At 36.4% G+C, this 25,982-nt stretch carries 24 protein-coding genes and 1 riboswitch; of the genes, 10 read left to right on the forward strand and 14 right to left on the reverse strand.

Features of this window, described 5'->3' with window-relative positions:
* Positions 1-3 precede the first annotated feature (3 nt).
* The 4 genes from H8R91_RS06125 to H8R91_RS06140 form a co-directional block, all read right to left on the reverse strand.
* Positions 4-858 (reverse strand): hypothetical protein, encoded by an 855-nt coding sequence (locus H8R91_RS06125; RefSeq protein WP_186935273.1) that lies wholly within the window; start codon positions 856-858, stop codon positions 4-6.
* Positions 855-2,252, reverse strand: coding sequence for a hypothetical protein (locus H8R91_RS06130; RefSeq protein ID WP_186935274.1), 1,398 nt, complete (start codon positions 2,250-2,252; stop codon positions 855-857). The genes H8R91_RS06125 and H8R91_RS06130 overlap by 4 nt, the downstream gene beginning before the upstream one ends.
* Before the next feature lie 107 nt (positions 2,253-2,359).
* The gene (locus tag H8R91_RS06135; protein ID WP_186935275.1) at positions 2,360-2,848 is read right to left on the reverse strand and encodes a hypothetical protein; all 489 of its coding nucleotides are present in this window, start codon (positions 2,846-2,848) and stop codon (positions 2,360-2,362) included.
* Between the two features lie 14 nt (positions 2,849-2,862).
* Positions 2,863-4,236, reverse strand: coding sequence for a hypothetical protein (locus H8R91_RS06140; protein WP_186935276.1), 1,374 nt, complete (start codon positions 4,234-4,236; stop codon positions 2,863-2,865).
* A gap of 1,239 nt (positions 4,237-5,475) precedes the next feature.
* Here H8R91_RS06140 and glgB point away from each other — a divergent pair.
* The 7 genes from glgB to H8R91_RS06175 all read left to right on the forward strand — a co-directional run bounded on the left by glgB (position 5,476) and on the right by H8R91_RS06175 (position 14,910).
* On the forward strand, positions 5,476-7,452 hold the full coding sequence (gene glgB, locus H8R91_RS06145; protein WP_186935277.1) for a 1,4-alpha-glucan branching protein GlgB: 1,977 nt from the start codon (positions 5,476-5,478) through the stop codon (positions 7,450-7,452).
* Positions 7,453-7,523: 71 nt separating this feature from the next.
* Complete coding sequence (locus H8R91_RS06150) at positions 7,524-8,735, forward strand: glucose-1-phosphate adenylyltransferase (RefSeq protein WP_178586305.1); 1,212 nt, start codon at positions 7,524-7,526, stop codon at positions 8,733-8,735.
* Positions 8,725-9,834: a glucose-1-phosphate adenylyltransferase subunit GlgD gene (gene glgD / locus H8R91_RS06155; protein WP_186935278.1), complete on the forward strand. Its 1,110-nt coding sequence runs from the start codon at positions 8,725-8,727 to the stop codon at positions 9,832-9,834. The genes H8R91_RS06150 and glgD overlap by 11 nt, the downstream gene beginning before the upstream one ends.
* A 15-nt stretch (positions 9,835-9,849) precedes the next feature.
* Positions 9,850-11,277, forward strand: coding sequence for a glycogen synthase GlgA (gene glgA, locus H8R91_RS06160; protein ID WP_117705502.1), 1,428 nt, complete (start codon positions 9,850-9,852; stop codon positions 11,275-11,277).
* 673 nt (positions 11,278-11,950) lie between these two features.
* A complete protein-coding gene (locus H8R91_RS06165) occupies positions 11,951-12,874 on the forward strand; it encodes a S1 RNA-binding domain-containing protein (protein WP_186935279.1) in 924 nt (307 codons plus the stop codon).
* A gap of 129 nt (positions 12,875-13,003) precedes the next feature.
* The gene (locus H8R91_RS06170; RefSeq protein WP_186935280.1) at positions 13,004-14,266 is read left to right on the forward strand and encodes a DNA recombination protein RmuC; all 1,263 of its coding nucleotides are present in this window, start codon (positions 13,004-13,006) and stop codon (positions 14,264-14,266) included.
* A gap of 116 nt (positions 14,267-14,382) precedes the next feature.
* Positions 14,383-14,910, forward strand: coding sequence for a hypothetical protein (locus H8R91_RS06175; RefSeq protein ID WP_022235303.1), 528 nt, complete (start codon positions 14,383-14,385; stop codon positions 14,908-14,910).
* Positions 14,911-15,122: 212 nt separating this feature from the next.
* Here the strand turns inward: H8R91_RS06175 and gpmI are convergent, their stop codons facing one another.
* From gpmI to trmL, 5 genes are all read right to left on the reverse strand, one after another.
* On the reverse strand, positions 15,123-16,634 hold the full coding sequence (gene gpmI / locus H8R91_RS06180; protein WP_022235304.1) for a 2,3-bisphosphoglycerate-independent phosphoglycerate mutase: 1,512 nt from the start codon (positions 16,632-16,634) through the stop codon (positions 15,123-15,125).
* Positions 16,635-16,732: 98 nt separating this feature from the next.
* Positions 16,733-17,500 carry a triose-phosphate isomerase gene (gene tpiA / locus H8R91_RS06185; RefSeq protein ID WP_186935281.1) on the reverse strand — a complete coding sequence of 256 codons (768 nt, stop codon included), beginning with the start codon at positions 17,498-17,500 and terminating at the stop codon, positions 16,733-16,735.
* A 53-nt stretch (positions 17,501-17,553) separates the two neighbouring features.
* The gene (locus H8R91_RS06190) at positions 17,554-17,904 is read right to left on the reverse strand and encodes a hypothetical protein (RefSeq protein ID WP_022235306.1); all 351 of its coding nucleotides are present in this window, start codon (positions 17,902-17,904) and stop codon (positions 17,554-17,556) included.
* 70 nt (positions 17,905-17,974) lie between these two features.
* Complete coding sequence (locus tag H8R91_RS06195) at positions 17,975-19,186, reverse strand: phosphoglycerate kinase (RefSeq protein ID WP_022235307.1); 1,212 nt, start codon at positions 19,184-19,186, stop codon at positions 17,975-17,977.
* Positions 19,187-19,369: 183 nt separating this feature from the next.
* Entirely contained in the window at positions 19,370-19,882 is a 513-nt protein-coding gene (trmL, locus tag H8R91_RS06200) for a tRNA (uridine(34)/cytosine(34)/5-carboxymethylaminomethyluridine(34)-2'-O)-methyltransferase TrmL (RefSeq protein ID WP_022235308.1), read from the reverse strand.
* A 118-nt stretch (positions 19,883-20,000) separates the two neighbouring features.
* On the opposite strand from trmL, the gene H8R91_RS06205 reads away from it, so the two are divergent.
* The 3 genes from H8R91_RS06205 to H8R91_RS06215 all read left to right on the forward strand — a co-directional run bounded on the left by H8R91_RS06205 (position 20,001) and on the right by H8R91_RS06215 (position 20,649).
* A complete protein-coding gene (locus H8R91_RS06205) occupies positions 20,001-20,183 on the forward strand; it encodes a hypothetical protein (protein ID WP_186935282.1) in 183 nt (60 codons plus the stop codon).
* 95 nt (positions 20,184-20,278) lie between these two features.
* Entirely contained in the window at positions 20,279-20,467 is a 189-nt protein-coding gene (locus H8R91_RS06210; protein ID WP_186935283.1) for a hypothetical protein, read from the forward strand.
* Positions 20,452-20,649, forward strand: coding sequence for a hypothetical protein (locus H8R91_RS06215; RefSeq protein WP_186935284.1), 198 nt, complete (start codon positions 20,452-20,454; stop codon positions 20,647-20,649). Before H8R91_RS06210 ends, H8R91_RS06215 begins: the two co-directional genes overlap by 16 nt.
* 46 nt (positions 20,650-20,695) lie before the next feature.
* Here the strand turns inward: H8R91_RS06215 and H8R91_RS06220 are convergent, their stop codons facing one another.
* The 5 genes from H8R91_RS06220 to H8R91_RS06240 all read right to left on the reverse strand — a co-directional run bounded on the left by H8R91_RS06220 (position 20,696) and on the right by H8R91_RS06240 (position 25,434).
* Complete coding sequence (locus H8R91_RS06220) at positions 20,696-21,208, reverse strand: DNA-deoxyinosine glycosylase (RefSeq protein WP_186935285.1); 513 nt, start codon at positions 21,206-21,208, stop codon at positions 20,696-20,698.
* A gap of 3 nt (positions 21,209-21,211) precedes the next feature.
* On the reverse strand, positions 21,212-22,264 hold the full coding sequence (locus H8R91_RS06225) for a hypothetical protein (protein WP_186935286.1): 1,053 nt from the start codon (positions 22,262-22,264) through the stop codon (positions 21,212-21,214).
* Positions 22,265-22,394: 130 nt separating this feature from the next.
* Positions 22,395-22,535 (reverse strand): hypothetical protein, encoded by a 141-nt coding sequence (locus H8R91_RS06230; protein ID WP_186935392.1) that lies wholly within the window; start codon positions 22,533-22,535, stop codon positions 22,395-22,397.
* An 18-nt stretch (positions 22,536-22,553) separates the two neighbouring features.
* The gene (locus tag H8R91_RS06235) at positions 22,554-23,897 is read right to left on the reverse strand and encodes an MATE family efflux transporter (protein WP_186935287.1); all 1,344 of its coding nucleotides are present in this window, start codon (positions 23,895-23,897) and stop codon (positions 22,554-22,556) included.
* A 160-nt stretch (positions 23,898-24,057) separates the two neighbouring features.
* On the reverse strand, positions 24,058-25,434 hold the full coding sequence (locus tag H8R91_RS06240) for an NAD(P)/FAD-dependent oxidoreductase (protein WP_117705567.1): 1,377 nt from the start codon (positions 25,432-25,434) through the stop codon (positions 24,058-24,060).
* Positions 25,435-25,511: 77 nt separating this feature from the next.
* Positions 25,512-25,610, reverse strand: a riboswitch (purine riboswitch).
* Positions 25,611-25,982: the final 372 nt, after the last annotated feature.

Raw genomic sequence — 25,982 nt, forward strand, 5'->3', positions numbered from 1 at the left:
TTATCACAAATCCCCGTCAAAATCAGACACTTGCCAAACATTATTATCATCCGATTTCCATTGCACCGTATAAGAAAGATCCTTAGCAATATAACTGTCATTCTCATTATTCAGTTGATATCTAACATAACAGCTATAGTTTACTTCTGCAGATTTTAAAGACAATATCTGCGGTTCAATACTAGTAAACTTTGACTCAAAAATTTCTAAATTGTTTTTGTCTGTACAATTCTCCACATACAGATAATTCATATTTTTATAAATTTGCTCCGATACTATATCCTGATATTTGCTTTTTGAGTAATCTCCGTAATTATCGCAAGACTCCTGTACTATGTCATAAGTTAGGTCGGTAAGATTATTTTCTATATTTTTCCGATGATTAATACAAACCCCAATTCCTACAAAGACAAGAACAAATGCTGTTATTACCGCTGCAACCTTTATTTTTCCCTTTTTATCCAGTGCTTTTAATTTTCTGAAACTGTTTAATAAATCATCAAGAGGGGTACTGTTATATGGAACTATTTCTGAAAAAGGACCAACCACTAAAACTTCCCAAAATAATTTGAAGCAAATATAAAACAGCAATAATAAGCTACACAATTGCGGTATATTAATAAACAAGATAATATACCATATCAAAAAGAACAGATTAATCAACCTATTTACCCATATTATTTTGCCTTTAAGTTTTAAAGTTGCTTTGCAATTGGGGCATTCTTTTTCTTTCCAAAAATTGGTATAAAAACCTTTTTTATACCAACTGATACATTCTTCTCCGCAAACAGGACATTTAGTTTTTTTAGATAATAAATCTATAATTTTATCTTCCAACATATCCATCTCTTTTTTCATTTAATTTCAAGCATTTTTTGAGCAAAATTCGTCATATATTCAGTATTGATTTCACGATTTTCATTAATCTCATCTTCCGTAAAATTGCCATTTGCATATCTTTCTATATACGGCTTTATAAAATCCGAATCATACTTTTTAAGATAATCACAGCCGTACTCAAAGTAATTCCATTCGCCGTCAGAAATTAAAGTTTCGAGCATTGCTGTAAGCACCTTGTTTTCGCTTTGGCTCTTTATATTCTCGGTCTTAATCGCATATCTTTGGTCACCGTCAAAGAAAAACAAGCCAAAATTTTCGAGCCTTTGCACATTACACTCCAAATACTCCGTTGACTCCGTATATTCCGTTTCAACGGGAACAAGCTCACAATAATAATTCGAGTCCTCGTCAAACGGCATAAAGTATGTAAATGTCTTTATACGGTCTTTTCCGTTTTTTACAGTAACAGAACCTAAATTCAGCACACGCTTTTCATCGTGTTCATAAGAAGAAAATCTGCTTAACGGAGTTACACACGTATCCGTTCTGAAATCCTTTACTGTTTCATTTGTATTTGAATAGGTGGTATCTGAACTTGAAATGATACTGCTTGGAATAATCTCATACAAATCTATCGGATAAGCTATGTATTTTACAACATACAATATTCCCGTTAAAAACAAAACCGCCCATAAACGGGTTATTATTTTAGCAAAACCGACATTGCTTTTACTTTTTATAAGTCCGCATTTTTCGACTGAAAAATAAAAATACAAAAAGCAAATAATATTCAATGCGCAAATAAAAATCAGCCTTGAAACCTCAAGTATAAAGCCGATATTTTCAGTGTATGCAACCCTCACATTTGCAACGACTGTATATTTTTCAACTATATAAGCAAAACCGTTATACTGAAACGTACAATATATTGCAAGCAAAGCTACAATCACAAAAGTTGCTATAAAAAACGGTATTGTCCCTTTAATCGGGCAAAATCTAAATTTACCGTCTGAAATAAAGTCCGATATAAGCCACAATGTAAAAAACAGAAAAACTACCTCGATAATGCAAGCCGCAAAAGTAAAAACATAATCATTAAAAAAGTAATAAATAATATAGTTTGCCACATCTGCCATAAGTCTTACACTTGCAAAACTTAATATTAATCCTACGGGACTACGCATAAAAAACGAGTAAAACTTTCCAAAACAGTAATACGAAAACATTGTATACACAGATAAAAAATAAATTGCATAATAAACTAATCTAAAAATTATATCTCCGGCATTTATATGCTCTACAATATATGTTGTACAAATAAAGCCCTTGTAATACGGAGTCCATAGAAACATCAATATTTCCAATGCAACTAACAGTATACAGCCGCTGATTTTTGAATAATATTTTTTCATTTTATCTTCCTCTCCGAAAAGCATTATTCTCAATAATAAATATTCAAGTAAAGCATATTTCCATCATTTTTTAGCATATCATTTTCTTTTCATAAACTCTCATTTTATCACGGAGGATCATCAAAATCTGATACTCGCCAAACATTATCATCATCTAATTTCCATTGCACCGTACAGGTAGATTTGCCATAGCTATAGCCCTCCTCACCTTTTATAGAAAATTTAATCTCATAAGTATATTTCGACTCAGCTGTATCTAAGAAAAAAATTAAGGTATTTACTTTAGATTGATTTGATACATATATGATAAATTCGTCTCGATTATCATAGGAACCACTGCGAAGATAATTCATATTTTTATAAATTTGCTCCGGTACTATATCCTGATATTTGCTTTTCGAGTAATCACCGTAAGTATCATAAGATTCCTGTACTATATCATAAGTTAGGTTACTAAGATAATTTTTTACTTTTATCAAGTGATTAATGTAAACTCCTGTTCCAACAGTGATAAAAACAACTGCCGTTGTTACTGTTGTTACTATTATTTTTTTCTTTTTATTATTGGTTTTTAGTTTTCCTTTATCTTCCAACATATCCATCTCTTTTTTTATTTAATTTCAAGCATTTTTTGAGCAAAATTTATCATATAATCTGTATTGATTTCTTGATTTACTTTATTTTCATTTTCTGTAAAATCACCGTTCGCATATCTTTGTATGTATGGATTTATAAAATCCGAATCATACTTTTTAAGATAATCACAACCGTACTCAAAGTAATCCCAATATCCACAAGTAATCATATACTCTAAAAAATTTGTTATAACCTCATTCTCATTTTGATTTTTAATATCATCAAAGGCTATGACATAAGGGGTATCGTTTTTTGCATAAGCTATATATTGATTTGAAAAGAATAACACTTCTTGATCTTGTATTTTAATTGATGCGCCTGAATTTGAATTATTTATGTTATTCTGCTCTTTATTTATGTATTCATAATCGAAAAAATTATTTAGCTTAAAATCGAGTAATTCTTCGTCATGATATTTTATTTTAACATCTGTATTTTCGTATGATAATATCTGCGATGAATTACCATTTACCCTATATATTTGTTTATAAACAAAGCTATTAGAAATTAAATTCGGTAATCCAATGTAGCAATCAGATGATCTTTCCGGTATTTTTGCAATAGTACCCACATTTGAGATACAAATTTTAATAAACAATAATACAAATATTGCTATAAAAGCTACTATTGTTCGTGCAATAATATTTAAAAATATTTTTGACCAATATAAATCTGCGTTAAAATTATTTGCATATAGATTATTAAGTATTATTACAAGAAGTATTTGTAAAATGATTGCTGTAAACATTCTTAACAACTGTGAATTAAAGTTATAATTCATACTTTTAAAAAGATAAAATGACGAATCAATTGTATATTTTTCTGCATACATTTGCAAATTTATAAATATATAGATTAAATAAGAAACAACTATAGCCACAACTAAAACATACAATAACAATATAACTACTATAGATTTATCTTTGCCCTTAATTTTACCATATATATCTTTTAATAAATTTCTGCCGGTATAAGCAAATGTAATAATTTGGAATATAATTACAAAAAATACGCAATCCGTTAATAAGCTATATATAGATTTAATCTCTGTACTTTTGAAAATATAACAGCCAATATCAAGTATAACTCTTATGAATAAAAGAGCAAAAAAAGATATTACTATTTGCTTTTTATACAGTAAAAAAGTTTTCTTAGCAAAGCCCAATATAACAAATGCACTGAATGAAAAAAAGAATACAGTAAATAAAACAATTGACCATATTAAATTATTTAAAGGATAAACCGGTAAAATCGATTTTGAATAAGGTGTCGATAAGAATACAACTAATTCAAGCAGAGTAATTAATATCCCCATAAAGCAAATATTTTTATTTATTATTTTTCGCATAACTATACACACCATTTCAAATTATTATCAGTTATAAAATCATCAAAAAAAGCACGATGTTTATTAGAAACTTTGCAAGTAGTATTGAATTGTTATCTGTACCGTAATTAAAAAACTGAACACTTTACACTCTTTGTTTTTCTGTTAATTACCACCCCTGACATAACAATCAGAGGTGGTTTTGTCTAAATAATAATTTTATCACGGAGGATCATCAAAATCTGATACTCGCCAGACATTATCATCATCTAATTTCCATTGCACCGTACAGGTAGATTTGCCATAGCTATAGCCCTCCTCACCTTTTATAGAAAATTTAATCTCATAAGTATATTTCGACTCAGCTGTATCTAAGAAAAAAATTAAGGTATTTACTTTAGATTGATTTGATACATATATGATAAATTCGTCTCGATTATCATAGGAACCACTGCAAAGATAATTCATACTGCTATAAATGTTTTCCGATACTATATCCTGATATTTACTTTTCGAGTAATCACCGTACGTATCATAAGATTCCTGTACTATATCATAAGTTAGTTTACTAAGATAATTTGAAATTTTTATCTGATTATATATATATACGCCGATTATAATAATTGCAATTATACCGACAATTGTACCTATAATTTTTATATTTTTTTATTTTTTTTATTTTTTTTATTTATCATTCTTCATATCCTCATCCTAGTTTTATTGTGTGTGCAATTGTACTAAAACAAATTCGTATCACCTCACCGCTATTTATTCAATTAGCAATAAACAGAATTGTTTATTGTTGCTGTTTTATTGTCTATTGTTGTATTAATATACTATAAAAAATAATATTTGTAAATACCTTTTTTCAATATATTTACTTCCGAAAATCTATGCACATTTTTATAGTTATGTACAGCCCATAAAACATATAAAATAAATTTGATTTTTACATTTTAATAAAATTAACTTGATTTACTTATAAAAAAACTATTTTTATGTAAAATTATGTTCCTTATGGGAATTTTGAAAGGTTATTTATAAAATTTACACGAAAATATTGTGTAAAAATTTTCAAATTTGCTTGAAAACAACATATTTATTTGGTATTATATATTATAGGAATATAGAAGTAGTTTTAATTGGTATTCTTATACAAGAAGTTTTTATAATTAACAGTGATTATCAAACAATCCGCATTATTCGGAATGGTTGACTGTCGATTGGGTGATTCGGCAGTCATAATAAGGAGTTGAATATATGAAGTATGTCTTTAATGATGAGCGTTCTCCGCTGCGACTGTTTTCTGACGGTGACGCTGTTCGTGCTTACGACTTTCTCGGCGCTCATTTTATAAATTTAGACGGCAGAAACGGTGTAATTTTCAGAGTATGGGCGCCAAACGCAATTACCGTTTCTCTTGTCGGTGATTTTAACAATTGGAATCAAAAAGCTAATTATATGTATAAAATCGGCGGCGGTGTATGGGAACTGTTCATTGAAAATCTCAATGAATTTGCCGTATATAAATTCTGTATAGAAACCGTTGACCACACAAACATTTTAAAATCGGATCCGTTTGCTTTTCATTGTCAGACAAGACCCGAAAATGCCTCTATGGTATTTAATACAAATCAATATGTATGGCATGACAGCTATTGGATGGAAAATCGTCAGAATACATCTTCACCCGACAAGCCGATGAATATATATGAAATTCACGCAGGCTCGTGGAAAAAATATCCTGACGGCAATTACTTTAACTATCAAAAAATGGCAGATGAGCTTATTCCTTATTTAAAGGAAATGAACTACACGCATGTTCAGCTTATGCCGCTTATGGAATATCCGTATGACCCAAGCTGGGGCTATCAGACAACAGGATACTTTGCCGCAACCTCTCGTTACGGTACGCCTTGTGACCTTATGGCTCTCATTGACCGCTGTCATATGGAGGGAATCGGCGTTATTATGGAAATTGTACCGTCAAACTTTCCTAAGGACGATTACGGACTTTATAAATTTGACGGCACCTGCCTTTATGAGGACAACAATCCTAAAAAAGGTCAGCGTGACAGTTGGGGCACTTGCCTCTTTAATTTCCAGCGCTATGAGGTAATCAGCTTTTTGATTTCGGCTGTAATGTTCTGGTTCGACAAATACCACATTGACGGTATGCGAATCGGTGCGGTTTCTTCTATGCTTTACCTTGACTACGGCAAAAAGGACGGCGAATGGGTACCTAACCGCTTTGGCGGTAACGAAAACCTTGAGGCAATCGACTTTATCAAGCGTTTGAACAAGGCAGTACATATGTATCACCCGTCGGCTCTTACATTTGCCGAGGAAAACACTTCATGGCCAAAACTTACCCTGCCTATTGAGGAGGGCGGACTCGGATTTGACTACAAATGGAATATGGGTTGGATGAACGATACTCTCCACTATATGTCGCTTGACCCGTTGTGGCGACCGTTTAACCACGATAACCTTACATTCAGCTTTTTCTATGCTTTTTCAGAGAGATTCATTCTTCCTATTTCTCACGATGAAGTCGCTCACGGCAAAGGCTCGCTTATCAGCAAAATGCCGGGTGACTATGACAGCAAGTTTGCAGGCGTAAGAACATTTATTACATATATGTACGCTCATCCCGGTAAAAAGCTTGTATTTATGGGCTGCGAAATAGGACAGTTTGATGAATGGGATTCCGACTCCGGTATTCAGTGGGATCTTCTTAAGTTTGAAAAACATAATGCTCTATATACATTTTTTAAAGCAATAAATAAATTTTATATTGAACATAAGCCGCTTTATGAGCTTGACAATACTCCGAAAGGCTTTGAATGGATACACCGTAACGACTACACTCAAAGCGTTATTGCTTTCAGAAGAACCGACTCGGACGGCAACGAAATCATTGCAGTCTGCAATTTTCAGCCGACCGTTCATGAAAACTATATGATAGGTGTTCCCCGCTTTGGCGAATATGAGGAAATATTTAATTCCGACTTAACCGAATTTGGCGGAACAGGTGTATCAAATACAGGCACTCTTACCACGGTGCCGATGAAAATTCACGGTTACAAGCAGGGACTTTCACTTACCCTGCCGCCGCTCGGTGTAATTTATCTTAAATGTACAAAGGAACTTGAAAATCCCGAAGGCAACACCGAAAAGCCGAGAAAAACCGTTGTTCTCAATTCCGAAACCGTAAAGGCAGAGGAATTAAAATAAATATACTTATAATTGTAGGACAGTATGCTCACACTCTGCCCTACTCTTAAATAATCTCTGGAGGTAGTAAAATGTTCCCTAAGAAGGAAGTAGTTGCAATGCTTCTTGCCGGCGGACAAGGTTCCCGTCTTGGCGTTTTAACAAGAAAAATTGCAAAACCTGCCGTTCCATTCGGCGGAAAATATCGAATTATTGACTTTCCACTATCAAACTGCGTAAATTCAGGCATCGAAGCTGTTGGTATTCTCACACAGTATCAGCCGCTTGTTCTTAACGAATACATAGGCAACGGTCAGCCATGGGACCTTGACGGTATGCACTCGGGTGTAAACTGCCTAAGTCCGTATCAGGCTGTTGACGGTGCAGATTGGTACTCAGGTACTGCAAACGCAATTTTCCAGAATATTAACTACATTGACCGCTATGACCCCGAATATGTTGTTGTTTTGTCAGGTGACCATATCTACAAAATGGACTACAACAAAATGCTTGAATACCACAAAGAAAAGAATGCGGCTTGTACTATAGCTGTTATAGATGTACCTCTTGAAGAGGCGTCAAGATTCGGTATTCTCAACACACACGAGGACGGCGAAATTTACGAATTTGATGAAAAGCCCGAAAAGCCAAAAAGCACACACGCATCAATGGGTATCTACATTTTCAGCTACAAAGAGTTAAGAAAATACCTCATTGAAGATGACGAAAACAAAAACTCAAGCCATGACTTTGGTAAAGATGTTCTTCCCGCAATGCTCAACGCAGGCGAGCGTATGTTTGCATATCCGTTTGAGGGTTATTGGAAAGATGTCGGAACAATCGACAGTCTTTGGGAAGCTAATATGGATCTTCTCGACCCTAATGTTACACTTGACTTAAAGGATATTTATTCAAGAAATCCAATGATGCCGCCACACTTTGTATCTAATGACGCAGTTATTCAGAATTCACTTGTTGCAGACGGCTGTAATGTTTACGGTAATCTTGAGTTTTCTATTCTTTTCTCGGGCGTTACTATCGGAAAAGGCGCTACAATCAACTCTTCTATCATTATGCCGGGTGCGGTAATTGAAGAGGGCGCTACAGTTCAGTTTGCAATTATTGCAGAAAATACAGTTGTTCGCAAGAATGCGGTTGTAGGCGCAAAACCTGAGGACTGTGCTAACAGAGATGACTGGGGCATTGCCGTAGTCGGCGAAAACTCTATAATTGACGAGGGCGCAGTTGTGAAGCCAAAGGAAATGATTGACAGATGCACGGAGGTAAAAGCAAATGAGATGTAATAATGTTTTGGGACTTATTTTTGCAGGCACTCTTGACGAAAAAATGCCTGACCTCACCTCATCACGCACAATGGCAAGCGTTCCTATCGGGGGCAAATACAGAATAATTGACTTTGTTCTTTCTAATATGTCAAATTCAGGTATCAACAATGTAGGCGTAGTTGCCACAAAGAACTATCTTTCTCTTGCCGACCACCTCGGCTCGGGTTCTGCTTATGACCTTTCAAAGAGAAGAAGTCAGCTTACATTGCTAACACCTTATAACGGCAGTTCTTTCTCAAGCTATCCCGAAACCATTTATAATATGCACGGATACATTGAAAACAGCCGTGAGGAATATGTATTGCTCTCACCGGGCAATATTATTTCTAATTTTGACTGCACAGACCTTTTTAGTTTTCACACCAAAAAGAATGCAGACATTACAGTAATTTACAACAAAATGGTTGTACCGTCAGGCTACGACCGTCCTATGACAATCAGCGTTGACGATAACGGCAGAGTAAACAGACTTTTCCTCAATCCGCAAAAGACAGATACTGTTGAAAATGTAGTATTCGGCGCAATACTCCTGAAAAAAGATCTCCTTATGCAGGAAATAAATCAGGCTCTCGCCGTAAATCAGAAAGACATTAAAAATATTATTCAGGCTGCCGTCGGCAAATACAATGTTTACGGCTTTGAAGATAAAGGTTATACAGCGGCAATTACTTCTAATCAGGATTACTTCAATTTCAATATGGATTTAATCAAAAAAGAAGTAAGAGATGCTCTCTTTAATCCACAGCGTCCGATTTACACAAAGGTCAGAGATGACGCTCCGTCACGCTACGGTCTTACAAGCAGTGTCAAAAATTCAATTATTGCTCAAGGCTGTGTAATCAACGGTGAGGTTGAGAACTGTGTTATTTCTAAGGGTGTATATATCGGCGAGGGTGCTAAAGTAAGCAACTCAATAATTATGCAAGATACAAAAATCGGTTGCAATACCAACCTGAATTATGTTATCATAGATAAGGATGTTAAAATTCAGGATGGTCGTTCACTTATGGGATATGACTCCTATCCTGTATATATAGCAAAAAAATCTGTAGTTTAATGGAGGTAAAATCAAATGAGAATTTTATATTGCGCATCTGAAGCAAATCCGTTTTGCGGTAGCGGCGGACTTGCAGATGTTGCAGGAAGTCTGCCACACACACTTTGCAGAAAGGGTCAGGACTGCAGAATTGTAGTTCCGCTTTACGGCACAATTCCGCAGGAACTTAGAAATTCACTAAATTTCATTACAAACTTTACCGTACCTGTTGCATGGCGTCATCAGTATTGCGGACTTTTCTGGGCAAGATGGCACGACTGTACATATTATTTCATTGACAATGAATACTATTTCAAGCGTGGTACACTTTACGGTCACTATGACGATGCCGAGAGATTTGCATTTTTCTCAAGAGCAATTCTCGAAATGCTCCCATACATTGACTTCCATCCTGATATGATTCACTGTAATGACTGGCAGACAGCACTTGTACCTGTTTACTACTATCTGTTCTATTCACACAGACCATGGTATCACAATATCAAGAGCCTGTTTACAATTCACAATATTCAGTATCAGGGTGAATACGGCTGGGAAGTTAATACAGAATGTGTAGGTATTCCTGCCAATGAAACAAAAATTCTTGAGATGAACGGCAAACTCAATATGATGAAGGGCGCTATTGAAACAGCAACAAGAGTTTCAACAGTATCTCCAAGCTATGCGGCTGAAATTAAAGACCCATGGTTCAGCTGGGGACTTCACGACGAACTTAACCTCCGTCACTATAAACTTTGCGGTATTAAAAATGGTATTGATACCGAAAGCTATAATCCTGAAACAGACTATCAGATCTATCGTAACTACTCTAAGGACGATATGAGCGGCAAGGGTGAGTGTAAGAGAGCACTTCAGGAGCGTCTTTGCCTTGAACAGCGCTGGGATGTACCAATGGTTGGTATGGTAACAAGACTTGTAGGTCATAAGGGACTTGACCTTGTAAGAATGGGACTTGAAGAGCTTATGAATACCGAGAATATGCAGTTTGTAATTCTCGGCTCGGGTGATAAGGAATACGAGGACTACTTTAACTATATGCAGGCAAAATATCCGGGCAGACTTTGCTTCTGTCACGGTTTTGTACCTGAACTTGCAAGAAAGATTTATTCAGGTGCTGATATATTCCTTATGCCGTCTGCTCAGGAGCCATGCGGCCTTGCACAGATGATTGCTCTCCGTTACGGTACAATTCCTGTTGTTCGTGAAGTTGGCGGACTTAAAGACTCTGTATTTGACAGTGCAGACAACTACGGTAACGGCTTTACATTCAAGAACTACGATACGGCAGATATGGTAAATGCCGTAAGAAGAGCTTTGTGGGGTATTCATGATGACGCAGGCTGGCATCAGCTTATGTGGCGTGCAATGATGAGCGACAACAGCTGGGATCGTTCGGCTAACGACTACATCAATGTATATAACGATACTCTTAATTGGGCATAATTTTTAAATTTAAACCTTTTCCCTCTCTGAAAAATCGGAGAGGGATTTTTTTCTTTATCAAACATTGGGGTAAATTATGGTTTAGCATAGTGTCGGTCGGGCATTGAAATTTAGCTAACGCTAAATTATCCTCCCCAAAAACAAAAAAGTTTACTCAATTTTTTCAAAAATTGCGGGTATGGGCAGCGCCCATAATATCTTCCGATATAACAATTTATCAGGCGCAAACAGCCACGCTGTTTGCGTGCTAAAACTAAGTTTGTTAAAACAGGCGACAGCCTTTTATAAAAGAAATGATTAACTTTTCATTATATATCGAATGGCTTTCTTGTTGCTATCGCATTTAAGGGCTTTCGTCCATTCGTTCAAGCCGCCGAACTGCAAGCTGTTTGGCTATCGTTAGATTGCGTAAACGGAAAGTGTTTGTGGGCTTTGCCCACAAACACAACCTTTGAAAAGGTTGACCAAACTTTTATAATCGTGACTGATAATTTAATCTTGCTCAAATTTTATTGCCCGATTAATATTCTGTAAAATTTTCTTTCGGTTATATTTTTTATTGCAAAATCATACTAATATTTGTAACCAAATATGCTTACTGAAAAGTCAGCCATACGCTGACATTGCGACAAACAGAAATCAGTAGCGCAATAAAATTAACGGAGGCTGTAAAATGTCAGAATATTTACCCGAAGGAAAACTCATTTTAACACAGGATAATATCAACACGCTCCACAGCTTTTCTTTATTAAGTGACGCAAAAAAGGAAGGAAAAATTCTTGAGGCAAGGGCCTGCGTTTGTGATGCAGAACATAATCTTATTGTTGACCTCGGCATAATGAAAGGAATTATCCCCCGTGAAGAAGGTGCAATCGGTATTCGTGAAGGTACGGTGCGTGATATTGCGGTAATTTCAAGAGTAAACCGCCCTGTATGTTTTATCATCACCGACTTTGCCGTTGATGAAAACGGAGAACGCTTTGCAGTTCTTTCAAGAGAAAAGGCACAACAACGCTGTATGAAAAATTACATTTCTCACCTTGTCTGCGGCGATGTAATTGATGCTCGTATCACCCACCTCGAAAACTTCGGTGCATTTGCGGATATTGGGTGCGGAATTGTGGCTCTTATGCCGATTGATACAATTTCCGTATCACGAATAGAACATCCACGGGAAAGATTCACGGTCGGAATGGACATCAGAGCTGTAATAAAATCCATCGAAAACGGCAGAATAAGCCTAAGCCATAAGGAACTTCTCGGCACTTGGAAAGAAAACGCAAACAGCTTTTGTGCAGGCGAAACCGTTGCGGGAATTGTACGCAGTGTAGAAAACTACGGTGCGTTTGTAGAACTTGCCCCTAACCTTGCAGGACTTGCAGAAAGTAAGGACGGCGTAAAAGCAGGTCAGCAGGCAAGCGTTTACATAAAAAGCATCATTCCCGAAAAAATGAAAATTAAAATCATCATCATTGACACTTTTGATTACAAATACAATCCGCAAAAACCTAAGTATTACTGCAACGGCAATCATATCGACAGATTCTTATATTCCCCCGAGGGTTGCAGTAAACTTGTGGAAACGGTATTTAATTGAATTTATAACCATATCACAGCAGACTGTCAGTTTGGCAGTCTGTTTTTGCATAATTTATAAAACATTCGTTTGACTTTTTAGCCTTGAAATGCTAATATATTAGTATAAATTGAATAAGGAAGTGTAAAAATGCAAACGGCACTTGATATTATTATAATTGTTTTGCTTGTTATTGCAGTTGTTATGCTCGGCATTGTTATCCTTAATCAGCTAAAAAAAGCATCTGACAACAGCAACAGTGAAGAATTTAAAAGACTTGAGCAAACTATCCGTAACGAACAATCGGCATTGCGACAGGAGCTTTCTTCATCAACTCAAATGTCAGTAAAAAATCTCGGTGATATGATTGCCGCAAGTCAGAATGCATACGCAATCAGCCAGAGTAAGAGCCTTGCTCAACTTGAGGAAAGATTAAAAACATTTTCGCTGACCAACGAACAACAGCTTGATAATATAAGGCACTCTGTTGAAAACCGACTTAATTATATTCAAGAAGATAACAATAAAAAACTTGAAGAAATGCGAAAAACCGTTGATGAGCGTTTACAGCAATCCATAGAAGAAAAAATGAACCGCTCATTTTCACTTGTCAATGAGCGACTTGAGCAGGTTTATAAAGGTCTTGGAGAAATGCAAAGCCTTGCCGTCGGTGTGGGCGACCTCAAAAAAGTCCTTTCAAATGTGAAAACACGAGGTATTCTCGGAGAAATTCAATTATCCGCAATTTTAAGCGAAATTCTCTCGCCCGAGCAGTACGAAGAAAATGTCGCCACAAAAAAAGGTTCAAAAAATGTAGTTGAATTTGCAGTCAAACTTCCCTCCGACGATGATAAATTTATTTATCTGCCTATTGACTCTAAATTCCCGGGGGATACCTATGCGGCTTTGCGTGACGCCATTGACGAGGGCGACAAAATAAAAATTGACCTTGCCGCAAAAGCGCTTATCACAAGAATAAAAAGTGAAGCAAAGGATATTCACGATAAATACATAGATCCCCCCTACACCACCGAATTTGCAATTATGTTTTTGCCTTTCGAGGGATTGTACAGTGAAGCAGTAAACCGAGGTCTTGTTGAAATTTTACAGCGTGATTACAAGGTAAACATCGCAGGCCCGAGCACTATGGCGGCATTACTCAATTCATTGCAAATGGGCTTTAAAACTCTTGCCGTGCAAAAAAGAAGTGCCGAAGTATGGGAAATTTTAGGCGCAGTAAAACAGGAATTTGACAAATTCGGAGATGTGCTTGAGGCAACTCAACAAAGACTTGATCAAGCAAATAAGGAACTTGACAAACTCGTAGGTGTGCGTACAAGACAAATCCAGCGAAAACTCAAAGATGTACAGACTCCTGCCAAAGAATTATCCGAAAAAATATTTGATGCCTAAAAATAAAGCGTACACCAAAACGGTGTACGCTTTTTCAGCATAAAATGACATTTTTACTTGAAAACAATTGCAAAGTATAGTAATATATAATTATCAGAATTGGAATGGTAATTGCAATGAATATTAATGAAGTTTATCTAAGAATAATTGAAACTGAAAATGACAGCGATGTTGTAAAGCTTGCGAAAAAGGAAGTTATGGTAATTCCGATTTTAATAAATGCAATGCTTGACGAAAATAATTGTCGTGCGCAAAATATACTTATCGACCTTAGCGAACAAACACCTCTCTTGGTGTATCCGTATTTTCAATACATAATACAGGCGCTTGACAGATATGATAATTTTACAGCTTGGAACACATGGAGAATTATAGCTAATCTTTTAATTGTTGATTATCTTGAGATGTGGGAAGAAATTAAAGATAAATACTTTGCGGCCTTTAACAGCGAAAACATAGCAGAAATTCTTGTAGTTGTTTCAACCGCAAAATTCATTATAAAATACAAACCTAAGGATAAAGAAAAGATTACAATACTTGCAAGTGAATGTGTAAATAATGAATTTAAAATTTGCAACGAACCTGCCCCGCATTTAAATACAGTTGCAAAACAGGCAGTTGACGAATTTTTCAACAATTTGTAATAGCAATGTTAATAACTTGTCGGGAATTATAAAATAATAATTATGATTTAGCATACTTTCGCCTGAATAATTATAATTGCTTTGCGAAGTATTTTTGCTAAACTGTAATTTAAGCATTATCCCAACATTTAACCAAAATCTAATAAAAACAAGAAAGCTGTACCTGAATACTCAAGTACAGCTTAATTTTATGCAAAATTTATTAAGTAAAATTACTTAATAAGGCTAACGCCGTCCATTTCTGCAGGCTGCTCTAAGCCCATAATCTGGAGCATAGTAGGAGCAATATCAGCAAGTCTACCACCCTCACGAAGCTGGCAATCATAGCCTACTACACAGAAAGGAACAGGATTTGTTGTATGAGCTGTAAACGGTGAACCGTCAGCGTCTACCATCTTATCTGCATTACCGTGGTCGGCTGTGATAAGAGCAACACCGCCCATTTTCTTGATAGCCTCAACAACTCTGCCTACGCAAGTGTCAACAGCCTCAACAGCCTTTACAGCTGCCTCGAATACACCTGTATGACCAACCATATCACAGTTAGCGTAGTTTAAGATAATCATATCATACTTACCGCTCTCAATAGCAGGAACAAGCTTATCTGTAACTTCATAAGCGCTCATCTCCGGCTGTAAGTCATATGTTGCAACAGCAGGCGACTTAACAAGGATTCTGTCCTCGCCCTCATACTGCTTTTCAACACCGCCGTTGAAGAAGAATGTTACATGAGCGTACTTCTCTGTTTCGGCAATTCTAAGCTGTGTCATACCCTTGTTTGAAACATACTCGCCAAGTGTATTCTTAAGTGTCTGCGGCTTAAATGCAACATCAACATTTGGCATTGTAGCGTCATACTGTGTCATACATACAAAGTTTACAGGGAAAAATCCGTTCTTTCTCTCAAATCCCTTAAATTCAGGATCAACAAAAGTTCTTGTAATCTCTCTTGCTCTGTCAGGACGGAAGTTAAAGAAGATAACGCTGTCGTTTGGCTTAACCTGTGCGCCGCCGTCAACTACAACAGGAACTACAAACTCGTCTGTAACGCCGTTTTCATATGACTTTTCAATAGCACAGCATGGGCAATCGGCTTTTTCACCCTCGCCGTAAACCATAGCGGCATATGTCTTTTCAACTCTGTCCCAGTTATTATCACGGTCCATAGCATAGTATCTGCCTGAAACAGTAGCTACCTTACCTACACCGATTTCTTTCATCTTGTCGAGGAGCTCGTTCATAAATTCAGCGGCACTTGATGGCGGAACATCTCTGCCGTCGAGGAATGCGTGAACATATACATTCTCAAGGCCTTTCTTCTTAGCAAGCTCAAGAATACCGTAAAGGTGTGTATTGTGGCTGTGAACGCCGCCGCTTGAAAGAAGACCCATAAGGTGAAGTGCTGTACCGTTCTCAATAGCCTTATCCATTGCATTTACAATAGCCTCGTTCTCTTTGAGCTTATCTTCATTAATAGTTTTTGTAATTCTTGTAAGCTCCTGATATACGATTCTGCCTGCGCCCATATTTGTATGGCCAACCTCTGAGTTACCCATCTGACCGTCAGGAAGACCTACATCCATACCCGACGCACCAATCTGTGTTACCGGGTTTTCTGCAAAAAGTTTATCAATATTTGGCTTATTTGCTGCTTTAATAGCATTACCTTTCTCCGGTGCAATACCAAAACCGTCGAGAATCATAAGAATTAATGGTTTTTTCATAACATAAATCCTTTCTAAACATTACGGACGACACAGGGAACACTGACTGCAAATTTATTACAGTTATTTCCTTTTGCCGTCCGTACCCTAAAATTTAATTACTTGCTTGCTGCCTTTACAATAGCTGCAAATTTCTCAGCAACGAGTGAAGCACCGCCGATAAGACCGCCGTCAACATTTGTCTTTGAGAGGAGTTCGTCAGCATTGCCGTCGTTCATTGAACCGCCGTACTGAATTGTAACAGCGTCAGCGTCAGCCTGTGTGTAAAGCTTAGCGATTGTAGCACGAATAAATGCGCAAACTTCTTCAGCCTGGTCAGCTGTAGCAGTCTTGCCTGTACCGATAGCCCATACAGGCTCGTAAGCGATAACGATGTTCTTAAGCTCGTCAGCTGTAACATTGAAGAGGTCAAGTTTAATCTGTCTTGCGATAACTTCCTCTGTAATGTCGCACTCACGCTCCCAAAGAAGTTCGCCGACACATACGATTGGCTTTAAGCCTGCAGCAAGAGCAGCCTTTGTTCTCTTGTTTACAGTTTCGTCTGTTTCGCCGAAATACTGTCTTCTCTCGCTGTGACCGAGAACTACATACTCAACACCCATTTCCTTGAGCATAAGAGCAGAAATTTCGCCTGTGAAAGCGCCGCTCTCTGCCCAGTGGCAGTTTTCGGCACCGATTTTTACATTTGAGCCCTTTGTTGTTTCAAGAGCTACGCTTAAATCTACGAAAGGAACGCAAGCGATTACTTCGCAGTCAGCATCCTTTACAGCAGGAACAACAGCCTCAAGAAGTGTCTTAGCCTCTGAAGGTGTCTTATTCATTTTCCAGTTACCGGCAATAATTGCCTTTCTCTTTGTCTTGTCCATTGTAATATTCCTTTCCGATAAATAATTTATAAGAAATTAAAAATTGTTGTCTGTTATTGTTGATAAATAACATTAGCCTGCATGGCCATAAGTGTTTTATCAACTCTCTCCTTAAGCAATTGTTTAGGAAGTGCCCCAACAAAGCCCTTTGTACCCATTTCGCCGACATATACACCCGGAAGAATGGCAAATTTTATCCAAGCCTCAAGCACATAGCTGCCATCGTTATTAACAGAAAGTTTTAAAAACTGCGGAGCGGTAAGAAGGCCTACACCTTTTTTCCAATACTGTTCCCCGTTTTTCTGAACAAACTCAAAATTCTCTCTGTACATAAACTTGCCAAATGCGTCAAAAACCGCATTAGAGTTAAAAGGAGAAGTAAATTTAATTATTGTTCTCGACATATTTATTATATCCTAAATATTGGGTAAACCATTAAGGGCGGAAAAACTCCGCCCCTATTGATTTTATAGATTAATTTTTGTCAGCGATAACTGCGATACCCGGAAGAACCTTGCCCTCGAGGTACTCAAGTGATGCGCCGCCGCCTGTTGAGATGTGGCTCATCTTGTCAGCAAAACCAAGCTGAATAACAGCTGCAGCAGAGTCGCCGCCGCCGATGATTGTTGTAGCGTCTGTTTCTGCAAGAGCCTTAGCAACAGCAATTGTGCCCTTTGCAAGTGTTGGGTTCTCAAATACGCCCATAGGTCCGTTCCAAACAACTGTCTTAGCTGTCTTAACTGCATCTGCAAAGAGAGCCTGTGTCTTTGTACCGATATCAAGACCTTCCATATCAGCAGGGATAGCAGAAGAATCTACAACCTCAACCTCGATTGGAGCATCGATTGGATCAGGGAATGTCTTAGAAACTGTTGTATCTACAGGGAGAAGGAGCTTTTTGCCGAGCTTTTCAGCCTTAGCCATCATTTCCTTACAGTAGTCAATCTTTGTATCGTCAACGAGTGAAAGACCAACTTCCTTACCCTGAGCCTTTAAGAATGTGTAAGCCATACCGCCGCCGATGATAAGTGTATCGCATTTCTCAAGGAGGTTAGAAATAACATTAAGCTTGTCAGCAACCTTTGCACCGCCGAGGATAGCAACGAAAGGACGAACAGGAGTTTCAACTGCATTACCGAGGTAGTTTATTTCCTTCTGCATAAGGTAACCTACAGCTGTATCCTTGATGTGGTTTGTAACACCTGCTGTTGAGCAGTGTGCACGGTGAGCTGAACCGAAAGCATCCATTACAAATACATCTGCAAGAGATGCAAGCTCTGATGAGAATGGCTCAAGGTTCTTGGTTTCTTCTTTTCTGAATCTTGTATTCTGAAGAAGAACAACATCGCCGTCCTTCATTTCTGCAACTGCCTTTTTAGCGTTCTCGCCTACAACCTCGTCGTCGTCAGCAAAGATAACTTCCTTGCCGAGGAGCTCGGAAAGTCTTACTGCAACAGGAGCAAGTGAGAATTTAGCCTCTGGGCCGTTCTTCGGCTTGCCGAGGTGTGAACAAAGAATAACCTTACCGCCGTCTGCGATAAGCTTTTTAATTGTAGGAAGAGCTGCTGTAATTCTGTTATCATTTGTAATAACGCCGTCTTTGAGCGGAACATTAAAGTCAACTCGAACGAGAACTCTTTTACCTTTTACATTGATGTCATCAACTGTAACCTTATTAAGATTCATTATTGAACAATCCTTTCTAATAGAAGAATAATGTAAAAATATAGCATTTTTACAGTCAATTATATTATATATCAAAACATTGGTTTTATCAATATAAATCTAAAAAATTTCGAGCAATTCCCAAAAAAATTTCGTATAATAATTGAATTTACGGATTTTTTATGCACAAAATATTTATGAGATTTACTTCAAAACATCGCTCCATTTGTGGTTATGCAGTTCGCCTATACTCTGCAGCTGCGGATAATTCCACTGTCTTAGCACTTCATATGTTGCAATGGCAACTGAATTTGAAAGATTCAGACTTCTTGCCTCGTCAATCATAGGTATTCTGACCGTGCTTTCGGGATACTGCATCAAAAGTTCTTCGGGCAGTCCCTTGGTTTCCTTTCCGAAAATAATATAGCAGTTATCGGGATACTCGGCATCTGAATGAATATGAGTACCCTTTGTTGAAAAGAGAAAATACCTGCCTCCCTTTGTTTTTTCGAGAAAATCGTTTAAATCATCGTAATATGTAATATCAAGCAAGTGCCAATAATCAAGACCCGCTCTCTTTAGTTTTTTGTCATCAATATAAAAACCGAGAGGACGGACAAGGTGCAGACTTGCTCCCGTTGCGGCGCAGGTTCTTGCAATATTGCCTGTATTCTGCGGAATTTCAGGCTCTACCAGCACAATATTAAGCTTTGCCAAATCTTATCACTCCAAAAATTCAAAATTCTGTTTTATTCTATTTTAAATCGTAAACAATAATAATGCAAGAACAATCTTGCTCAAATAATAAATACAATTTTTACAGGAGGAAAGACTTATGTTTCATTCACCGATAACAGACATTATGAAAGGTGTTGCCTTAGGTATGATGGCAGGCATAGCTATTGGCTGCTGCGGAAGAAAAATGTATGACGAAAATCCAAAGCTTAAAAGAAAAGCCAGCAAAGCAATCCACACAATGGAATCCATGCTCGACACCGCACACTATATGTTCAGATAAAAAATCGGCAGTATCATTTTTAAGTGATGCTGCCGATTTTCAGTGTTGAATAAATTATGGTTTAATGCTATACTTAATATAATGAGGTGAATTATATGCATAGCAATACAATTGACAAATCCATTGCAAATGCAGTTGCATCGGTTGAAATGGAAGGATTCCATATTGATGAGCAGAGCAAAATATGGTGCAAACAATTACTTTTGAAAGAAATAACAATGGAAGAATACATTGATTTGGTTACACGAAAAGCAGGAGTAACTCCAAAATGTCATACGAAATAAATACGCTTACAGCCGATTGCTACGAAGGCACTACTTGTCTGATTAATAAATTTGGAATAACCAACGAAAAACAGCTTGAAAACATTGAAGCTGACTACTTAATGATTTCAACTATTCAAGCTGCACACGGAATTACCGATAACCTCATTAAAATATTTAGCAGATACATTTATAAAATTTAACCGACACCGCATAACAAGCATAAAACCGCTTATTATGCGGTACTTTTTATAAGTATTTTAAAATCACATTCCATTCCCGTAAAAGTTTGTCGAGTGTAAATGCCGCATTTGCAGGACTTGTTGACGGAAGTTTTATCGCCTCAATTTGTGTAAACGGATAAATATGTTTTTTATACAGTTTATCGGCGGTCGAACCGTTTGTAAAAATTTGCGATATATTTGCCGTCTGTAAAATCGGCTCAATATCATTCGGCACAACATTCTTTATTGAACTGTCGCTTGAACCTGTAATTGTGCAGGACTTTATAACATCCCACAAAGCTATGCCGTTACTTAGCAACAGTTGTTTTTTCTCTTCTGCGTTTTCGGGAACGCTTTCATTTAAAAGATTGGCAAGAACTTTCCAAAAGCGGTTTTGCTTATGCCCGTAGAAAAACTCCGCCTCCCGTGATTTTACGGACGGAAAACTGCCGAGAATTAATATTTTGGAATTTCGGTTAAACACAGGCGGTATGGTGTGCCGGATTGATGTCGGATTGATTTTGTTAATATTTATCATTTTCTATATAGACAAACCTTTGAACCAATTAATAAACCTATCAGCATTATTTTTAGTCCATTGGCTTACGATTAGATAATCTTTATCGTTAAACCTAAAAATTTCTTTCCAATAACGATTGTAACCGTATATATCCTTTGTTAACACATAAATATCTACGCCCATTTTTACTTCTTTAAAAAACGGTATTCCAATGCCAAATAATTTTTTTGTTGCATCACCATCTGTCAATTTATCTAACATATCTTGCGAAAATCTATAATGTTTATTAGAAAGATTACGCATTGACTCTCTTACATATTTTCCAATTTTAACATCTTCAGTATGATTTTTGTCAGAATATTTAGAATTTTCATTTTTTTGAAAAGCATTTTCTTCTCGTAAATATACATAAACATTATCCATTGGAATATTATATTCTTGTAGCAACTTTATCATAAATTCACAAATTGTATTAGTATTAAAACAAGTATAAACATAAATATTAGTGCTTGCTATTTTACGATAATGCTCTTCTCTGCAATTAAATACAAAATATTTACGCTTTTTACCACTAAATAAATCTGAATTTACAAAACTGAGGAATTTATCACTATCCTTATTTACTAATATTTCACACAATTTTAAAAGAGCCGATTTCCAATCATTTACTTCATATTTAATACCCTCAAATATGAATGCAGATATTTTTTTATTTGTAAAAGATTCTGACAACAAATGTGGAGTTTCATAATCATTATAGTTTTTAACAATTTGTTTCTCACCGTCATCATATTTTAATTTTTCAGTTGTATTAGAATTATCTGAAACAAATGCGCTTAAATAATTGCCAATTATTTCTTCTAAATTTTCAATTTTAGTGGCATAAGTATATAAATAACCTACCTTTGATAAATTACCAGAATTTTTACTAATATCATTAGCTAAGGCATTTTTCGTATTTACTAAACAATTCAATAACAATTCTAATGAATAGTAAATTTCATCAGATTCATTTTTATAATTATCTTCAATAAACTTGTATAGTTCTAATATTTCTGTATTTAACTTATCCATTGTACTAGTCCTTTCTAAATGTAACCCTTATATAGAAATACTATCACATTAATACAAATAAGTCAATTAATCGCAAATAGTTTTATATGTTTTGTATTTATTTTTTTAATCTATTGTCTATAAAATCTGTCTATAAAATCGGCTCAATATCATTCTCCCGTGATTTTACGGACGGAAAACTGCCGAGAATTAATATTTTTGAATTTCGGTTAAACACAGGCGGTATGGTGTGCAGCAGCCGTAATTCTTCTTGTATGTTTGTTTTTGCCATAGCTGTTTTAATCTCCGATTAAATATTTTTTACTTGTGATTTATTCATTTTTACAATTATTACGGCTATTGCAAATACAATAAATTCAGTCAAAGGAAAAGACCACCAAATTCCCATAATATTAAAGTTATTGTTCAACAGCCACATAAGAGGAAACAATAAAACTCCTTGACGAAGTACCTGAATAACCATACTCGGTACAATTTTACCCATTGCCTGAACATAAGTGGCAATCATGGTAGATACTCCGCCAAAGCAATAGCTAAGCGCCATTATTCTTATTGCAGGTATTCCGACAGAACACATTTTTTCCGATGCGGAAAACAACAAAAGTATTTGTCGCGGAAACAATACCAGTAAAAGCGTACCTACAGCCATTATAATCACCGCTATCGCAGTTCCGCTGTGATATGTCCGATTAACCCGTTCGTATTTTTTTGCGCCGTAATTATAACGCATAATAGGCAAACAACCTTGAATTAAACCGTTTACCGACATAAATATTAACTGCTGTACCTTAAAATACGCTCCGAAAAAAGCCACTGCCGTATCGGAGTATGTGACTAAAAACAGATTGACAAAAGTTATCATTAATGAACTTAAAACATTCATTGCAAACGAAGGCAATCCATATCCAAATATATTTTTAAACATATGAAAATCAAAAACAAAACTCTTGATTTTCAGTTTTACCTTTTGCTTAGTAAATATAAGTACATATAATGAAATCAGCATTGACAAAACATAGCCTAAAACGGTTGCCAAAGCAGCTCCTTTAATTCCCATTTCAGGAAAAGGGCCTATTCCAAAAATAAGCAATGGGTCAAACACAAGATTAAACACCACTCCCGCAATCTGAAACCACATAGGAGAAATCATATTGCCTGTAGCCTGCAGCATTTTTTGAATTGCAATATGTACCATATTCGGCACTTGCATAAATGCACAAATCTGCATATATATACAGCCGTATTCAAAAATTTGACTGTCCTCCGTAAAAGCCGAATAGTACGGTGTCATAGTCAAAAGTACAATTATATTAACAATTATACCAACCGATAACGACAAAATCAATCCCATTGTAACAACAGAATTTGCCTTGTCCTGCCTTTTTTGCCCCAAATAACCGGCAATCAAAACATTTATTCCTACTCCAATCCACACCGAAAGTGAGTTCATTAAATTTGTAATCGGAAAAGACAAAGATACTGCCGCAAGAGCTTGCTCATTAATGCAGGCAACAAACATACTGTCTATCATATTATATGAATATTGCAAGAACATAGAAATCATAGGCGGCAAGCACATCTTAATTATTAATCTGTTTATAGGTTGATATTCCATTTTGTTACAGGTTTCCATAAAATTCCCTCCAAAACAAAAAAGTCACACCCCGCAAAGGGTGTGACGAAAAAACTTTGTTGAAAAATTCACACAAATTTTCTACTTACATTATAGCACGGTACAAGTATTTGTCAAATAAAAGTTATACAGAGAACCATTAAAATATTCTCTTTTGACTTTACTGATTGAGAATTTCTCTTGCAACAAACACACCGCTTGCGCTTGCGTGTGACAAGGAATGAGTTACACCACTGCCGTCGCCGATAATATAAAGTCCTTTATGAAGCGACTCAAGGTGTTCGTCAACTTCAACTTCCATATTGTAGAATTTAACCTCAACGCCATAGAGCAATGTATCATCATTCGCTGTACCCGGCGCAATATTATCAAGGGCATAAATCATTTCAATAATGCCGTCAAGGATTCTCTTAGGCAATACAAGACTAAGGTCACCCGGTGTAGCCGACAGTGTAGGAACAACCAGACCTTCCTCAATTCTTTTCGGGTTACTTCTGCGGCCACGGATTAAATCGCCAAAACGCTGAACAATTACTCCTCCGCCGAGCATATTACTAAGTCTTGCAATGCTTTCGCCGTAACCGTTACTGTCTTTAAAGGGTTCTGAAAAATGCTTGCTTACGAGCAGCGCAAAGTTTGTATTCTCCGTTTGTTTTTCCTTGTCCTCATAACTGTGACCGTTTACTGTAATAATGCCGTTTGTGTTTTCTGTAACTACACTACCCTTAGGATTCATACAGAATGTACGCACATTATCCTCGAACTGCTCTGTACGATATACGATTTTACTTTCATAAAGTTCGTCTGTAAGATTTGCAAAAATTACAGCAGGCAGCTCAACACGAACACCAATGTCAACTCGGTTAGATTTTGTCGGAATTTTAAGGTCATTGCAAACTTTTTCCATCCATTTACTTCCACTTCGACCAACTGAAACAATACATTTTTCACACTCGTAACTTTCTTTTTCGGTGTTAATGATATATCCTTTATCATCACCCAAAATTTCAATATTGCTGACAGGAGTGTCAAAGTAAAAATCGACCTTATCCTTAAGAAAATTATATATGTTATTCAACACAATGTAGTTTTTATCAGTACCGAGATGGCGAACAGATGCGTCCAATAAATTAAGTTTGTTCTGCAAACAAAGTTTTTTAAAGCCTGAACCTGCTGTTGAATACAATTTAGTACCGCTGCCGCCGTACTGCATATTTATATCATCAACATAGTGCATTAATTCAATAGCCTTTTTCTTGCCGATATATTCATATAAAGTACCGCCGAAATCATTGGTAATGTTATATTTACCGTCAGAAAAAGCACCTGCGCCGCCAAATCCGCTCATTATTGAACAAGTTTTGCAAGAAATACATTTTTTTACTTTGTCGCCGTCAATAGGGCATTTTCTTTTTTCAAGCAAATGACCCTCTTCAAAAACAGCAACCTTGAGGTCTGAATTGTTAGTAATTAATTCATAGGCAGAAAAAATACCGCCCGGACCTGCACCGACAATAATTACATCATATTTTTTCATCATTTTTCATTTTTCTCCTTTATGTTAAAAAGTAAAGCGTAAAGGCAAATAAAAAAACCACCAAAAACAACTATAATATGCCCCTACTCGGGGATTATAGTTAAACAGTTTAAGGCAGTTTGTAGATACACCCGTCCGTATTACGAGTTTATATAATCTTGAACCTGCAATATTATAGCAAATTATATTACAACCGTCAATAGCTATTGTTATTTTTATGTAAATTAGAGGGTATTCATTATCAGTTTGGCATTTAAATTTAGCTAATGCTAAATTATCCGCCCAAAAATAAAAAAGTTTACTCAATTTTTTCAAAAATTGCGGGTTTGGGCAGAGCCGATAAATACTTTCCGTTTACGCAATCTGACGATAGCCAAACAGCTTGCAGTTCGGCGGCTTGAACAAATAGGCGAAAGCCTTTGCGAGAGCAATAAGAAAAGAAATTCGTTATTTCATTAACAAAATATAGGTCTTTTCTTAACGGCTGTCGCCCGTTTCAACAAACTTAGTCTTAACACGCAAACAGCGTGGCTGTTTGCGCTTAATAA

It is taken from the genome of Ruminococcus intestinalis, assembly GCF_014288065.1.
In the GTDB taxonomy this organism is placed as follows: domain Bacteria; phylum Bacillota; class Clostridia; order Oscillospirales; family Acutalibacteraceae; genus Ruminococcoides; species Ruminococcoides intestinale_A.